The sequence below is a fragment of the Streptomyces sp. RKND-216 genome (assembly GCF_004795255.1).
In the GTDB taxonomy this organism is placed as follows: domain Bacteria; phylum Actinomycetota; class Actinomycetes; order Streptomycetales; family Streptomycetaceae; genus Streptomyces; species Streptomyces hazeniae.
Genome location: NZ_SSBQ01000002.1, coordinates 2,008,298 through 2,021,691, shown reverse-complemented (window position 1 = coordinate 2,021,691; position 13,394 = coordinate 2,008,298). Strand labels below are relative to the sequence as shown.

The window sequence follows — 13,394 nt, the reverse complement described above, 5'->3', positions numbered from 1 at the left end:
ATTGTGGTCATTCGGCGGACCCGGGAGAGATCGGAAGGGCAGTGCACAGGGGCGACGGGACCTGGCAGGGCCGACAGGGAGCGGGCAGTGGCCGTGGATGAGCCGGACGAGCCGGACACCCCCGACGACCCGTCGACCGCGCCCGCGCCCGCGCCCGTGGCCGCGGAGGCCGGTGCGGAGGCGGGCGGGGACGCCCGTCCGAAGGACGACTCGGGGCCCTTGAGCGACGATCCCAGCGCGCTGAGCATCGAGGAGCTGATCCTCGGCGCCGGGCGGCAGTACACCCCCTTCCAAGCGGCCCGTGCGGCGGGCGTGCCGATGGAGCTGGCGTCCCGTTTCTGGCGGGCCATGGGGTTCGCCGACGTGGGGCAGGCCCGCGCGCTGACCGAGGCGGACGTGCTGGCGCTGCGGCGTCTGTCCGGTCTGGTCGAGGCGGGGCTGCTGAGTGAGCCGATGGCGATCCAGGTGGCGCGTTCCACCGGGCAGACCACGGCCCGGCTCGCCGACTGGCAGATGGACTCCTTCCTGGAGGATCTGACCGAGCCGCCCGAGCCCGGCATGACCCGCAACGAGGTCACCTACCCGCTGGTCCAGCTGCTGCTGCCGGAGCTGGAGGAGTTCCTCGTGTACGTGTGGCGGCGGCAGCTCGCGGCGGCCACCGGCCGAGTGGTGCAGGCGCAGGACGACGCTGACACCGTCGCCCGCAGGCAGGCCATCGGCTTCGCCGACCTCGTGGGCTTCACCCGGCTGACGCGTCGGCTGGAGGAGGACGAGCTCGGTGAGCTGGTCGAGGCGTTCGAGACGACGGCCGCGGACCTGGTGGCGGCGCACGGCGGGCGGCTGATCAAGGCCCTGGGAGACGAGGTGCTGTACGTCGCGGAGGAGGCGGGGACGGCGGCGGAGATCGGGCTGCGGCTGATCGAGACGCTCAGTAACGACGCGACGATGCCCGAGCTGCGGGTGGGGATCGCGTTCGGGACGATGACGAGCCGGATGGGCGACGTCTTCGGCAACACCGTGAACCTGGCGAGCCGGCTCACGTCGATAGCACCGAAGGACACGGTGCTGGTGGACGGGGCGCTGCGGTCTGAGCTGACGGGGGCGGGGCATGCACCGGAGTCGGAGAAGGAGACCGAGGACCTTTCCGGGTTCCGGTTCGCGCTGCAGCCGCTGTATCAGCGGCCGGTGCGAGGGCTCGGTGTGGTCGAGCCGTGGTTGCTGACGCGGCGTCCGTGACGGGCGGGCGCGGTGCGGGGGCCGCGACCGACCGGGTGTGGGGCGGGGGCGTTCCGGCCTCGCTGCCGGCGGCGCGGGTTTGGGTGCAGTGAGGTGGCGCCCTGCTCCTTTGCCGCCGTTCGGGCTGAGGGCTGCCGCGGGTACGCTCGCGCGGAAACGAGCGTTCACAAGGGAGGCGGCTGTGAGGACGACCAGGTACGGCGAGTTCGTCGAGGTGCGGGTGGACGAGGCCACGCATGTGGCGGAGCTCGTGCTGGACCGGCCGAAGGCGATGAACGCCGTGTCGACGGGGATGGCGCGGTCCGTCGCCGAGGCGTGCGAGGCGGTGGCGGGGGATGCCGGGGCGAGGGTGGTCGTGCTCACGTCGACGCATGAGCGGGCGTTCTGCGTGGGTGCGGACCTGAAGGAGCGGAACTCCTTCACGGACGCCGAGTTGGGACGGCAGCGGCCGCACGCGCGGGCGGCGTACACCGGGGTGCTGGAGCTGCCGCAGCCGACGGTGGCCGCGGTGCACGGGTATGCGCTGGGCGGCGGGTTCGAGCTGGCGCTGTCGTGCGACGTGATCGTCGCGGACACGACGGCGGTCGTCGGCCTGCCGGAGGTGTCGGTGGGCGTCATCCCGGGCGGCGGCGGGACGCAGCTGTTGCCGCGCCGGGTGGGTGCGGCGCGGGCGGCGGAGCTGATCTTCACGGCGCGGCGGGTGGAGGCCGCGGAGGCGCGGGAGCTGGGACTGGTGGACCTCCTGGCGGCCGAGGGCGCGGACCGCCAGGAGGCCCTGGAGCTGGCCGGGAGGATGGCCGGGAACTCGCCGGTGGGGCTGCGGGCGGCCAAGCGGGCGCTGCGCACCGGGTGGGGGATGGACCTGCGGGCCGGGTTGGAGGTCGAGGACGCCGCGTGGCGGACGGTCGCCTTCTCCGGGGACCGTGCGGAAGGCGTCGCGGCGTTCAACGAGAAGCGCAGCCCGGAGTGGCCCGGAGAGTGACGCCCCCTGCCGGAAATGGCGTGCTCTGCTCTGTTTCAACGGAAAACTTCTAGTGTGGACACATGGCAGAGGACGGGCGGCTGCGGGCGGTCGTGGAGCTGGCGCAGGCCATGGCGGCCGCGCACACCTCGGTCGAGGTCGCGCACGCGGCCGCCGCGGGGGCGCTGCACGCCATAGGAGGTTCCTTCGCGGCGGTGTCCCAGTGGGAGCGGGAGCACGGCCGGCTGCGCGTGCTGGTGAACGTGGGGGAGCTGGTCGGCGGGGAGGAGGAGTTCCCCGCCGACGAGTCCTACCCGGTGTACGACTTCCCGGAGATCACCGAGGCGCTGCACGAGCGCTGGGTGGCGGGCGGCGAGCCGCACGCGTGGATCGAGACGGCGGACGGGCCTCCTACGGGGAGGGTGGCCGTGCTGCGGCGGCGGGGGAGGTCGTCCTGTGTGGTGGCGCCCATCGTGCTGCACGGCCGGGCCTGGGGGGAGCTGTACGTGGCGCGGGGCGCCGAGGCGGCGGCTTTCGGCCGGGTGGACACGGATTTCGCGACGGTGCTGGCCGCGATCATCGCGGCCGGCGTCGCGCAGAACGAGCGGCTGGAGGAGGTGCGCAGGCTCGCGTTCACCGATCCGCTGACCGGGCTGGCGAACCGGAGGGCGGTGGACGTGCGGCTGGACGAGGCGCTGGAGCGGCACCGCCTGGAGGGGGAGGTGGTCAGCCTCGCGGTCTGCGACGTCAACGGGCTGAAACGGGTCAACGACGTGCACGGGCACGAGGCGGGGGACCGGTTGCTGGCCCGCTTCGGTGCGGTGCTGTCGTACTGCGGGGCGCTGCTGCCGGGGGCGTTGGCGGCGCGGCTGGGGGGTGACGAGTTCTGCCTGCTGTCGGTGGGTCCGACCGCGGACGAGGTGGTGCGGGCGGCGGAGGAGCTGTGCCGCCGGGCGGGTGAGCTGGAGCTGGGCGACGGGGTGTCGGTGGGCATCGCCTCCACGGGCGATCCGATCGGGCAGGTGCGCTCGGCGCGGCGGCTGTTCCGTCTCGCGGACGCGGCGCAGTACCGGGCGAAAGCGGCGCGGGCGCGGAAGCCGGTGGTGGCGGGGCGGGACGGCGGGGTGGACGACCCGGTGGTGCGGATGGCCGATGCTCCGGCCCGTCCCGGCCGGGAGCGGCGGCGGTTCCGGGGAGCGTGAAGAATCGTTTGGCCGCCGTGACAGATCTGAATTCAGTCTTTAGGGTGACTGAATATGAGTATGCACACCGTCGTGGTCGAGACGTCCGGACTCCGCGCCGAGGACGTCGTCGCCGTTGCCCGTGACGCCGCCCGGGTCGAGCTCTCGAAGGACGCCCTGAACGCCGTCGCCGCCGCGCGACGGCACATCGACGAGCTGGCGGCCAAGCCCGACCCCGTCTACGGCGTCTCCACCGGCTTCGGTGCCCTCGCCGTCCGCCACATCAGCCCCGAGCTGCGCGCGCAGCTCCAGCGCAACATCGTCCGCTCGCACGCGGCCGGGACCGGCCCGGCGGTGGAGCGCGAGGTCGTCCGCGCGCTGATGTTCCTGCGGTTGAAGACCGTCGCCTCGGGCCGCACGGGTGTGCGTCCCGAGGTCGTGCAGACCATGGCCGACGTGCTGAACGCGGGCATCACCCCCGTCGTGCACGAGTACGGCTCGCTGGGGTGCTCCGGTGACCTGGCTCCGCTGTCGCACTGCGCGCTGACCCTGATGGGGGAGGGCGACGCGGAGGGGCCGGACGGGACCGTGCGGCCCGCGGGGGAGCTGATGGCCGAGCACGGCATCGCGCCCGTGGAGCTGCGGGAGAAGGAAGGGCTGGCCCTCCTCAACGGCACCGACGGCATGCTCGGCATGCTCGTCATGGCCTGCGCCGACCTGGGGCGGCTGCACACCTCCGCCGACATCACGGCCGCGCTGTCGCTGGAGGCACTGCTGGGCACCGACCGGGTTCTGGCGCCGGAGCTGCACGCGATCCGCCCGCACCCGGGGCAGGCCGCCTCGGCCGCCAACATGCTCAGGGTGCTCGAGGGCTCCGGCCTCACCGGCCACCACCAGGACGACGCGCCACGGGTGCAGGATGCGTACTCGGTGCGCTGCGCCCCGCAGGTCGCGGGTGCGGGCCGGGACACGCTGAGCCACGCCCGTGCGGTCGCCGAGCGCGAGCTGGCCGCGGCGGTGGACAACCCGGTGGTGCTCCCGGACGGCCGCGTCGAGTCGAACGGCAACTTCCACGGGGCCCCGGTGGCCTACGTGTTGGACTTTCTCGCGATCGCGGCCGCCGACCTGGCCTCCATCGCCGAGCGCCGCACGGACCGGCTGCTGGACAAGAACCGCTCGCACGGTCTGCCGCCCTTCCTCGCGCACGACGCGGGTGTCGACTCCGGGCTGATGATCGCGCAGTACACGCAGGCGGCGCTGGTGAGCGAACTGAAGCGACTGGCCGTGCCGGCCTCGGCGGACTCGATCCCGTCCTCCGCCATGCAGGAGGACCACGTCTCCATGGGCTGGTCGGCGGCGCGGAAGCTGCGCACCGCGGTCGACAATCTGACGCGCGTCGTGGCCATCGAGCTGTACGCCGCCGCGCGTGCGGTGGAGCTGCGCGAGGCGGACGGAGGCACGGCGTCGCCCGCGAGTCGTGCGGTGCTGGCGGCCGCCCGGGAGGCCGGCGTCGGCGGGCCGGGCGAGGACCGCTTCCTGTCGCCGGACATGGCGGCCGCCGAGGTGTTCGTGCGGGGCGGCCATCTGGTGGCGGCGGCGGAGTCGGTCACGGGGCCGCTGGCCTGAGCCCGCGGGGCCGGCTCGCGTGATCTGCGTCGCACGCCGGGCGCACGTGAGCGTTCAGCGGCGCGCGCGGACGGCGCGGGCGCGGGCGGCCAGCAGTCCGCCCGCACCCGCGAGGCCGACGGCGCCGAGCACGTACGGGGTGGTGTCCGACCCGGAATCCGGGTGCAGTCGGGGACCGGCCACGGCACCGGGGTCGGCGGCGGCCCGGACCTCCGCGGCGGCGGTACGCATCTCGTTGCCCGCCGGCGGTTCGGGGGAGGCCTGCGCGGACGGTACGAAGCCGAGCGCGAAGAGCAGACCGGCTGCGGCGGCTGCCGTCGCAAGTGGCCGCCGGTGCGCAGACATAGTGGGCAAAACGGGCATGAAGCCCCCTCGGTGCATCGCCCTCGCGAGGCGGGGGACGCGGGTGGTGCGGACGGTGCGGCGGCTCATGCTAGTGATCATCATCCTCACGCGGAAGACCCGTTGGCGCGTCGGGGGGTGTAGCTCTCGCGAGGCGGGGCAGGCGCCCGGAACGGCCCGGGCTGACCTGGGCGGCTGGACAGGGCGGCCTCCGGGGCCGAAGACTCTCCCGGGGTGCGGGTGCGCAAGTACCGCGCCATGCACGGCAGGGCGAGAGGCATCACGCGGGACATCACGATCAGGTGTCGTGCCCCACAGTTTCCTCCGAGGTGGAACGGATCACAGACAGATTGCGTTTTCTTCCGTAGAGCTGGGAGATGCCTTGCCCGTTTTGCCGGTAAGGCCCCGCAGCTGGTCTGGTCGGGGAGTCCAGGGACTCAGCAAGCAGATGGAGAAGGTGTGATGACGGTGGGGAATCACCGCAGGGGCATAGCGGCGGCGGCTGCGCTGCTGAGCGGTGTTCTGACGCTGACCGCCTGCGGCGGCGGTGACGCCTCCGGCGAGGAGGGCGGCGAGAAGAAGACCGACTCGCAGAGCAAGGTCGACCAGGCCGCCGCGGAGGACGCCTCGGCGGCGCGAATAGCCATCTCTCCCAAGGACGGCAGCGACGACGCGAGCATCAACAGTGCCGGCAAGGTCACCGTCGCCGACGGCAAGCTCGTCGAGGTGACCATGACCGCGTCGGCGACCGGCGCGGAGGTGGCCGGCACGCTCTCCGGCGACGGCAAGTCCTGGAAGCCGGACGGCCAGCTGGAGCGGGCCACCCGGTACGAGATCCGAGCGGTGGCCAAGGACTCGGAGGGCCGCGAGGCCCACGAGGCCTCGTCGTTCACGACGGTCTCCCCGGAGAACAGCTTCATCGGCTACTTCACTCCGGACGACGGCACCACGGTCGGCGTCGGCATGCCGGTCTCCGTCAACTTCGACAAGCCGGTCGAGAACAAGGCCGAGGTGCAGAAGGCGATCGACGTCAACCCCTCCAGCGGTCAGGAAGTCGTCGGCCACTGGTTCAGCGACACCCGGATCGACTTCCGTCCCGAGGACTACTGGCAGGCCGGTTCCGAGGTCACCCTCGACCTCGACCTCGACGGCGTGGAGGCGTCCAGCGGCGTGTCCGGCGTTCAGGACAAGACGGTCACCTTCCAGGTCGGCCGCTCGCAGGTGAGCACGGTCGACGTGAAGGCCAAGAAGATGACGGTGATGCGGGACGGCAAGACCGTCAAGACCTTCCCCATCTCCGCGGGCAGCGCCGAGAACCCGACCTGGAACGGCGAGATGGTGATCTCCGAGAAGTTCGAGGAGACCCGGATGAACGGCGCCACTGTCGGCTTCACGGACGACGACGGCGAGGGCGAGTACGACATCAAGGACGTTCCGCACGCCATGCGGCTGTCCACGTCCGGCACCTTCATCCACGGCAACTACTGGGCCGCCGACAGCATCTTCGGCTCCGCCAACACCAGCCACGGCTGCGTCGGCCTCAACGACGTGAAGGGCGCGGACGACCCGGCGCAGGACGGCGCCTGGTTCTTCGAGAACTCGCTCATCGGCGACGTCGTCGTGGTGAAGGGCTCGCCGGACAAGGAGATCGAGCCTTCCAACGGCCTCAACGGATGGAACATGTCCTGGGCCGACTGGCAGGCCGGCTCCGCAATCTGATCCGCGCCACGGGCCGCAGCCGGCACGGCACGCGAAGCGCCCCCGAACACCGCGGTGTTCGGGGGCGCTTCGCGTGCCGGTCACCCGCTCGCGCCACTCGCCTTCGCGAACTCCTCCAGGAACGCCGCCTCGAACGCCTTCAGGTCGTCCGGCCTTCGGCTGGTCACCAGCGTGTTCGGGCCGTCGGCACACACCCGCACCTGCTCGTCCACCCACGTCGCCCCGGCGTTCCGCAGGTCCGTCGCCAGGCTGGGGAACGAGGTGAGGGTGCGGCCCCGTACCACGTCGGCCTCGATCAGCGTCCACGCCGCGTGGCAGATCGAGGCGACCGGTTTGCCCGCGCTGAAGAAGCCCTTCACGAAGGCCACCGCGTCGGGGTCCATCCGCAGCAGGTCGGGATTCGCCACACCGCCGGGCAGCACCAGCCCGTCGTAGTCGGCCGCCGTCACGTCGTCGACCTTGCGGTCCACGGGGAAGGTGTCGGCCTTGTCCAGGTGGTGGAAGGCCTGCACGCGGCCGTCCGTCGTGGACACCAGCTCGGGTGTGCCGCCCTCGTCGGTGACCGCCCGCCAGGGGTCGGTCAGTTCCATCTGCTCCGCGCCCGCGGGAGCCACGAGAAATGCCACCTTCACGCTCGTCACGTCCTCTCCTGCACATCGGTGTTCCGGCCGCAGGGGCGCCGGAACCGCTGCGGCGGTCACGGCCCGGGTGTCCGCACCGGAGCGGTTCATGCGGGCCCGGTGACGAGTTGCAGGACCCCGGGGTCCTCCCTAGCGTGAGAACGCAGCCGGTCACCATGTGGCTACGGAAAGTGCTGCCTCCCCGGACTCCCGTCCCCGGAGTCCCTGTCCCCTGGAGAACACATGCTTCACTCCACCATCAGCAAGCTGGCGGTCGTCGTCGCCGGCGGTGCCGTCACCGCGCTCGCCGCCGTCGGCCCCGCGGCTGCCGCCCCGGCCGTCCCCGAGGGCGGTGGCAAGGTCCACAAGGGCTGGACGAAGACCTGGACCTGGGTCCACGAGCGCCCGAGCCACAGTTCGGACAAGATCGACAAGCTGCGCCCGCACACCAAGGTCTACATCAAGTGCAAGGTCCGCAACGAGGGCGAGACCTGGTACAAGCTGGCCAAGCACCACGGCTGGGTGGACGCGGACAAGGTCAAGACCCACGACTGGATCCCGCGCTGCCGCTACACCGGCTGGAACGACATGTCCGAGTCGGGCCCGCTGTCGGACTACCAGTCCGCGCCGGCCGCCGACTTCGGCGGTGAGCCGCTCGGCTGACCGCCGCGCGCCACACCCCGCGCGGGGCTCTGACCGCGGGCGGGGAGAGGCGGAGGCCGGGTGCACTCCACCCGAGGCCGCCGCCCCTCCCCGCCCCGCGGCGCGTCCGGACGACGGGTCCGGGCGCTCCGGCGTGTGCGGGCGCCGGAGCCGGTGCGACTGCTCACCTCTCACGTTCCAGGCGGATCGCCCGGCGCAGGTCCTCCCCGGCCGTGTTCCCCTCGCCCTCGTAGTGTTCGAGCATCGCCTCCGCGATGGCGTCCAGCTTCGAATCAGCCAGGGCACCGGCACCGCGCGAAGTGGACATGACGACGCCGGCGATCATCAGGATGCAGGCCGCGAAGAACAGCGGCGAGCTCGTCACGTTCGACACGCGCGCGGAGAACCACTCGAAGACGCCGCGTTCGCCGCCGCCACGCTGGGCCGGATGCTGCAGTGTCATGCTCACCGGATTCCCCGGGGCCGGGCGCCGACCCCGACCCGAGCCCGGCCGGGTGACCCGAACGGCGCAGCGGGGCCGCACGATCCTCGGATCGTGCGGCCCCGCCCGCGCGTGAGGGCCGTGCCCGTCAGATGCCCGCGGCCCCGGCTCCCGTGCTGCTCACCACGACCGCGATGATGATCGCCTCGGCCTGGTCGATCGCCCGGCGCACCGCGGGCTGCACCCACTGGCCCTTCGCGATCTCCTCCATGCGGGAGTCGACCTTGCGGCGGTCCTCGCCGGGGAAGGCCAGCTTGCCGAGCTTGGCGCCGCGGATCAGGGCCACCAGCGACGCCGTACGCTCGTCCGGGTCGTCGCCGCGCAGCACCACCGCGCCCAGCCGCGCGCGCAGTTCCTCCTCCGGCGCGCCGTCCGCCTCCGGATAGCGGGTCACGGGGAAGAGGCCGAGCACCTTCTTCTTCTCCTCGCGCACCAGCCCCCGCGCGATCAGCGACTCGGTGGTGCCTTCGCGCACGCACTTCGCCCGCTCCATCGCCTTCTTGACCTTCAGCTCCGGCCCCTTCTCCACGATCGCGGCCAGTGCCGTGTCGAGGTGCGGCACGCCCAGCGGCGACGCGTCCACGACCTTGGCCCTGTCGTCCTCGACCTCGACCCGTCCGGCGAGGACGAGCTCGACCAGCGCCCCGCCGGCGAGCGCCCAGTGCGTACCGTCCTTCGCCTTGGCGGCACCGCTGTCGTCGTCGAGGGAGAGGAGCATGACCTCTTCGGCCAGTGTGAGTCGCGTCATGCCACGCCGCCTGCCCGGCCGCTATCCGGGCAAACACCCGCCGCGCCGGTGCAGGGCGGTTCCTCAGTGGCTGCCGGACGAGGCAACCGCGCCGGGCGTGCGCGCGTCCTCTACTCGCCCACCCTGCCGTCGATCCGTTCCCGCAGCAGGTCCGCGTGGCCGTTGTGGCGGGCGTACTCCTCGATCATGTGCACCAGCACCTCGCGCAGCGAGAGTGGCTGCCCGTCGTGCTCGACGGTGAGGTCCATGCTCGGGGCGTCGGCGGCGAACCTCTCCGCGAACGCGACCTCCTGCCGCCAGACGCGCCACGCCTCCTCGACCGCCTCCACGTCGCCCACGGCGCCGTCGAAGTCCCAGTCCCGTTCGTCGGGCCTGCGGAACGGCCGCTGCCCCTGCTCGCCGGCCAGAACCTTGCGGAACCAGGCGTGTTCCACTCCCGCGAGGTGCCGGACCAGGCCCAGCAGCGACATGTTCGACGGCGGCACCGAACGCCGTGCCATCCGTTCCGCGTCGAGCCCCGCGCACTTCATCTCCAGTGTGAGCCGCTGGTCCCGCAAATAGCCGGTGAGCGTGGCGCGTTCGCCCTCGTACGGGTCCTGCGACCGCGGGTCGTCGTCAGGGTGCACGAACATGTCCTCCCACGCGAAGGTGCGCGTGGGCGTCTGCTCCGGGTCTGTGGTGTCTGCCATCCCCGGAGCATCCGTCGTCGCGGCACGCGGCGCCACACGATTTCCGCCCGGCGGCCGTGCTTCCGGGCGCGCGGTGACACGGCTGCGACCGCGAGTTCAGCCGTCGGTGCGGGCGACGCCGACCGGGCAGGAGACGCCCGTGCCGCCGATCCCGCAATAGCCGCCCGGGTTCTTGTCCAGGTACTGCTGGTGGTAGGCCTCGGCGGGATGGAACGGCCGGTCGGCGGCGGGGAGCACGGTGGTGGTGATCTCCCCGTGCCCGGCGTCGGCGAGGACCTTCCGGTACGCCTCGCGGGACGCCTCGGCCGTCGCCTGCTGGGCGGGGGAGTGGGTGTAGACGGCGGAGCGGTACTGGGTGCCGACGTCGTTGCCCTGGCGGTTGCCCTGGGTCGGGTCGTGCGCCTCCCAGAAGACCCGCAGCAGCTCCTCGTAGGAGAGCTGCGCCGGGTCGAACACGACCCGGACGACCTCGGCGTGGCCGGTCATGCCGGAGCACACCTCGTCGTAGGTGGGGTTCGGGGTGTGGCCGCCCTGGTAGCCGACCAGAGTGGTCCACACGCCGTCGGTCTGCCAGAACTTCCGCTCCGCGCCCCAGAAGCAGCCGAGAGCGAAGTCGGCGACCTCCAGGCCCTCCGGGTAGGGGCCGGCCAGCGGGTTGCCCAGCACGGTGTGCCGGTCCGGCACACCGAAGGCGGGCTCGTCGCGGCCGGGCAGTGCCTCCTCGGCGGTGGGCAGCGTGTTCTTGTGTCGGCCGAAGAGCATGGTGTCTCCCTACGGGGGCGGGGCGAAGGGCCGGGGACGGGCGTCAGGCGTGCCGGGTGCCGCCGCCCGCCTTCTTCGCGGTGTCGGTCGCGGACTCGGAGGCCGGGGCCTCCTCGAAGTCGACTCGCTTCATGTGCCTGTTCATGGACTTCATCAGCATCCACACCGCCAGGCCGATGACGGCGAAGACGAGGAAGCCGAGGACGCCGGGGCTCACCTTGCTCTCGTCCAGTTCCTTCGCGAGCGGCAGGAGCTGGGCGAGGCTGGTCTGTGTCGCACTCATGGGGTCAATTCTCCCGGATGCCGGAGAAGAGGTCGTCCTCGGGGAGGGAGGTGTCCACGAGTGACTTCGCGAGCTCGTACTCCTCCGTCGGCCAGACCTCCCGCTGGATCTCCAGCGGGACGCGGAACCAGCCGCCGTCGGGGTCGATCTGGGTGGCGTGCGCGATGAGGGCCTTGTCGCGGATCTCGAAGAAGTCCCCGCAGGGCACGAACGTGGTCAGCTCGCGCTCCTTGCGCTGGAACTCCTTGAACCGCTCCAGCCACTCGCCGTACGGCGACTCCAGGCCGCGCTCCAGCAGCGCCTCGTGCAGCGCGCGGGTGCGCTGCGGGTTGAAGCCCTGGTTGTAGTAGATCTTCTGCGGCTGCCAGGCCGGGCCGGCGTCCGGATACCGCGTGGCGTCGCCGGCGGCCTCGAAGGCGGCCATGGAAACCTTGTGGGTCATGATGTGGTCGGGGTGCGGGTAGCCGCCGTTCTCGTCGTACGTGGTCATCACGTGCGGACGGAAGGAACGGATCAGCCGTACCAGCGGCTCGGCCGCCGTCTCGACGTCCTGGAGGGCGAAGCAGCCGTCGGGCAGCGGCGGCAGCGGGTCGCCCTCGGGGAGGCCGGAGTCGACGAAGCCGAGCCACGCCTGCTCGACGCCGAGGATCTCGCGGGCCTCGTCCATCTCCTTGCGGCGCACCTCGTGGATGTTCGCCTCGATGTAGGCGTCGCCCTGGAGCTTGGGGTTGAGGATGGAGCCGCGTTCACCGCCCGTGCAGGTCGCGACCAGCACGTCCACCCCCTCGGACACGTACTTCGCCATGGTCGCGGCGCCCTTGCTCGACTCGTCGTCGGGGTGCGCGTGCACGGCCATCAGTCGGAGCTGCTCAGTCAAGGCTCGATCCTCGTTGTCTCGTCACGTCAGACGGCTTCTATAGTGACCGAACGAGCCCCCCGCCGTATTCCCGCCCCATCCGAGTAGGACCTGCCATGGCCGACACCCGTGCCCGCCCGCCCGAGGGCCGCTACGGCCGCTCCGGCGCGGCAGCCGCCGGTCGCGACTCCGACCGGGGCCTCCGCACGGTCGGTGCCGTGCTGGGGGTGGCGCTGCTCGCCCTGGTCGGCTGGTTCGGCTGGTCCTACGTCGCCGGTGCGGAGGTGAGCGGCTCGGTCATCACTTTCCGCAAGGTGTCGGACGAGTCGGTCGAGGCGCGGCTGGAGATCCACAAGGACGCCGGTGTGACGGGCGTGTGCACCCTGCGTGTGCTGGGTACCGAGGGCGGTGTGGTCGGAAGGAAGGACGTGCGTGTCTCCGGCGGCGCCGAACGCGTCGACCCGGTGGTGACCGTGCGGACGACGGGCCCGGCGGCCCGTATGCAGCTCGTCGGCTGTCACGCGGCGGCGGACGGCTGAGCGGCCCCGGTCGCGCGGTCCCGCGGCGTGCGGGGAGCGCGACGTCACGCGAACGGAGGGACACCGTCCGTCCGCACTTCTTCCCTTTTCCGCCGGAATTGTTAGGCTCGTAGTTTCCGCCCGCCCGTCTCGGCGCAGCCTTACGGGCAGGGCGTTGTTTTGTGTACCCGGTACCGACGAGGAGCGACCGTGACCCAGACCAGCGACAACGTCACCTGGCTGACCCAGGAGGCGTACAGCCAGCTCAAGGCGGAGCTGGAGTACCTGTCGGGTCCTGCACGCACGGAGATCGCCAAGAAGATCGAGGCGGCGCGTGAGGAGGGAGACCTCCGCGAGAACGGCGGCTACCACGCGGCCAAGGAGGAGCAGGGCAAGCAGGAGCTGCGCGTGCGGCAGCTGACGCAGCTGCTCGAGACGGCCAAGGTGGGCGAGGCCCCGGCGGACACGGGTGTGGTCGCCCCCGGCATGGTGGTGACGATCGCGTTCGACGGCGACGAGGACGACACGCTGACGTTCCTGCTCGCCTCCCGTGAGTACGCCAGCGCCGACGTGGAGACGTACTCCCCGCAGTCCCCGCTGGGGAACGGCGTGAACGGCAAGAAGGTCGGCGAGGACGCCGAGTACGAGCTGCCGAACGGGAAGATGGCGTCGGTGCGCATCCTGGAGGCCAAGCCCTACCAGGGCTGAG

The 13,394-nt window shown here is 72.0% G+C and carries 16 protein-coding genes; 8 read left to right on the top strand and 8 right to left on the bottom strand.

From position 1 onward, the window contains the following. Positions 1-219: 219 nt before the first annotated feature. From E4198_RS08745 to hutH, 4 genes are all read left to right on the top strand, one after another. Complete coding sequence (locus E4198_RS08745; RefSeq protein WP_136185267.1) at positions 220-1,236, top strand: adenylate/guanylate cyclase domain-containing protein; 1,017 nt, start codon at positions 220-222, stop codon at positions 1,234-1,236. A gap of 181 nt (positions 1,237-1,417) precedes the next feature. Next, on the top strand, positions 1,418-2,218 hold the full coding sequence (locus E4198_RS08740) for an enoyl-CoA hydratase-related protein (protein WP_136182676.1): 801 nt from the start codon (positions 1,418-1,420) through the stop codon (positions 2,216-2,218). Between the two features lie 62 nt (positions 2,219-2,280). Further along, positions 2,281-3,399: a sensor domain-containing diguanylate cyclase gene (locus E4198_RS08735; RefSeq protein ID WP_136182675.1), complete on the top strand. Its 1,119-nt coding sequence runs from the start codon at positions 2,281-2,283 to the stop codon at positions 3,397-3,399. Positions 3,400-3,459: 60 nt separating this feature from the next. Beyond that, complete coding sequence (gene hutH, locus E4198_RS08730; protein ID WP_136185266.1) at positions 3,460-5,004, top strand: histidine ammonia-lyase; 1,545 nt, start codon at positions 3,460-3,462, stop codon at positions 5,002-5,004. A 54-nt stretch (positions 5,005-5,058) separates the two neighbouring features. On the opposite strand, the gene E4198_RS08725 is transcribed toward hutH, so the two are convergent. Beyond that, complete coding sequence (locus E4198_RS08725; protein WP_247597603.1) at positions 5,059-5,436, bottom strand: hypothetical protein; 378 nt, start codon at positions 5,434-5,436, stop codon at positions 5,059-5,061. Positions 5,437-5,808: 372 nt separating this feature from the next. Between E4198_RS08725 and E4198_RS08720 the strand changes: the two genes are divergently transcribed. Beyond that, positions 5,809-7,065 carry an Ig-like domain-containing protein gene (locus E4198_RS08720; protein ID WP_136182674.1) on the top strand — a complete coding sequence of 419 codons (1,257 nt, stop codon included), beginning with the start codon at positions 5,809-5,811 and terminating at the stop codon, positions 7,063-7,065. Positions 7,066-7,145: 80 nt separating this feature from the next. Here E4198_RS08720 and E4198_RS08715 read toward each other — a convergent pair whose 3' ends face one another. After that, entirely contained in the window at positions 7,146-7,697 is a 552-nt protein-coding gene (locus E4198_RS08715; protein ID WP_136185264.1) for a type 1 glutamine amidotransferase domain-containing protein, read from the bottom strand. Positions 7,698-7,928: 231 nt separating this feature from the next. On the opposite strand from E4198_RS08715, the gene E4198_RS08710 reads away from it, so the two are divergent. Beyond that, on the top strand, positions 7,929-8,348 hold the full coding sequence (locus E4198_RS08710; protein ID WP_136182673.1) for a hypothetical protein: 420 nt from the start codon (positions 7,929-7,931) through the stop codon (positions 8,346-8,348). 163 nt (positions 8,349-8,511) lie between these two features. Here E4198_RS08710 and E4198_RS08705 read toward each other — a convergent pair whose 3' ends face one another. The 6 genes from E4198_RS08705 to mca all read right to left on the bottom strand — a co-directional run bounded on the left by E4198_RS08705 (position 8,512) and on the right by mca (position 12,188). Further along, entirely contained in the window at positions 8,512-8,790 is a 279-nt protein-coding gene (locus E4198_RS08705; RefSeq protein WP_136182672.1) for a hypothetical protein, read from the bottom strand. A 127-nt stretch (positions 8,791-8,917) separates the two neighbouring features. Continuing rightward, a complete protein-coding gene (locus E4198_RS08700; protein ID WP_136182671.1) occupies positions 8,918-9,577 on the bottom strand; it encodes a GPP34 family phosphoprotein in 660 nt (219 codons plus the stop codon). A 110-nt stretch (positions 9,578-9,687) separates the two neighbouring features. Next, entirely contained in the window at positions 9,688-10,266 is a 579-nt protein-coding gene (locus E4198_RS08695; RefSeq protein WP_247597602.1) for a DinB family protein, read from the bottom strand. A gap of 96 nt (positions 10,267-10,362) precedes the next feature. Continuing rightward, entirely contained in the window at positions 10,363-11,028 is a 666-nt protein-coding gene (gene msrA, locus E4198_RS08690; protein WP_136182670.1) for a peptide-methionine (S)-S-oxide reductase MsrA, read from the bottom strand. A gap of 43 nt (positions 11,029-11,071) precedes the next feature. Continuing rightward, positions 11,072-11,311 (bottom strand): hypothetical protein, encoded by a 240-nt coding sequence (locus tag E4198_RS08685; RefSeq protein WP_136182669.1) that lies wholly within the window; start codon positions 11,309-11,311, stop codon positions 11,072-11,074. A gap of 4 nt (positions 11,312-11,315) precedes the next feature. Further along, complete coding sequence (mca, locus tag E4198_RS08680; RefSeq protein ID WP_136182668.1) at positions 11,316-12,188, bottom strand: mycothiol conjugate amidase Mca; 873 nt, start codon at positions 12,186-12,188, stop codon at positions 11,316-11,318. A 95-nt stretch (positions 12,189-12,283) separates the two neighbouring features. Between mca and E4198_RS08675 the strand changes: the two genes are divergently transcribed. Further along, positions 12,284-12,706 (top strand): DUF4307 domain-containing protein, encoded by a 423-nt coding sequence (locus tag E4198_RS08675; RefSeq protein WP_136182667.1) that lies wholly within the window; start codon positions 12,284-12,286, stop codon positions 12,704-12,706. Between the two features lie 189 nt (positions 12,707-12,895). Then, positions 12,896-13,393 (top strand): transcription elongation factor GreA, encoded by a 498-nt coding sequence (gene greA / locus E4198_RS08670; protein ID WP_027764335.1) that lies wholly within the window; start codon positions 12,896-12,898, stop codon positions 13,391-13,393. Position 13,394 lies beyond the last annotated feature (1 nt).

Bases quoted from the DNA above. Each gene is read 5' to 3' on its own strand.
- E4198_RS08735 (WP_136182675.1), top strand. From the start codon at position 2,281: ATGGCAGAGGACGGGCGGCTGCGGGCGGTCGTGGAGCTGGCGCAGGCC.
- hutH (WP_136185266.1), top strand. From the start codon at position 3,460: ATGCACACCGTCGTGGTCGAGACGTCCGGACTCCGCGCCGAGGACGTC.
- E4198_RS08725 (WP_247597603.1), bottom strand. From the start codon at position 5,436: ATGAGCCGCCGCACCGTCCGCACCACCCGCGTCCCCCGCCTCGCGAGG.
- E4198_RS08720 (WP_136182674.1), top strand. From the start codon at position 5,809: ATGACGGTGGGGAATCACCGCAGGGGCATAGCGGCGGCGGCTGCGCTG.
- E4198_RS08710 (WP_136182673.1), top strand. From the start codon at position 7,929: ATGCTTCACTCCACCATCAGCAAGCTGGCGGTCGTCGTCGCCGGCGGT.
- E4198_RS08705 (WP_136182672.1), bottom strand. From the start codon at position 8,790: ATGACACTGCAGCATCCGGCCCAGCGTGGCGGCGGCGAACGCGGCGTC.
- E4198_RS08700 (WP_136182671.1), bottom strand. From the start codon at position 9,577: ATGACGCGACTCACACTGGCCGAAGAGGTCATGCTCCTCTCCCTCGAC.
- E4198_RS08695 (WP_247597602.1), bottom strand. From the start codon at position 10,266: ATGGCAGACACCACAGACCCGGAGCAGACGCCCACGCGCACCTTCGCG.
- msrA (WP_136182670.1), bottom strand. From the start codon at position 11,028: ATGCTCTTCGGCCGACACAAGAACACGCTGCCCACCGCCGAGGAGGCA.
- E4198_RS08685 (WP_136182669.1), bottom strand. From the start codon at position 11,311: ATGAGTGCGACACAGACCAGCCTCGCCCAGCTCCTGCCGCTCGCGAAG.
- E4198_RS08675 (WP_136182667.1), top strand. From the start codon at position 12,284: ATGGCCGACACCCGTGCCCGCCCGCCCGAGGGCCGCTACGGCCGCTCC.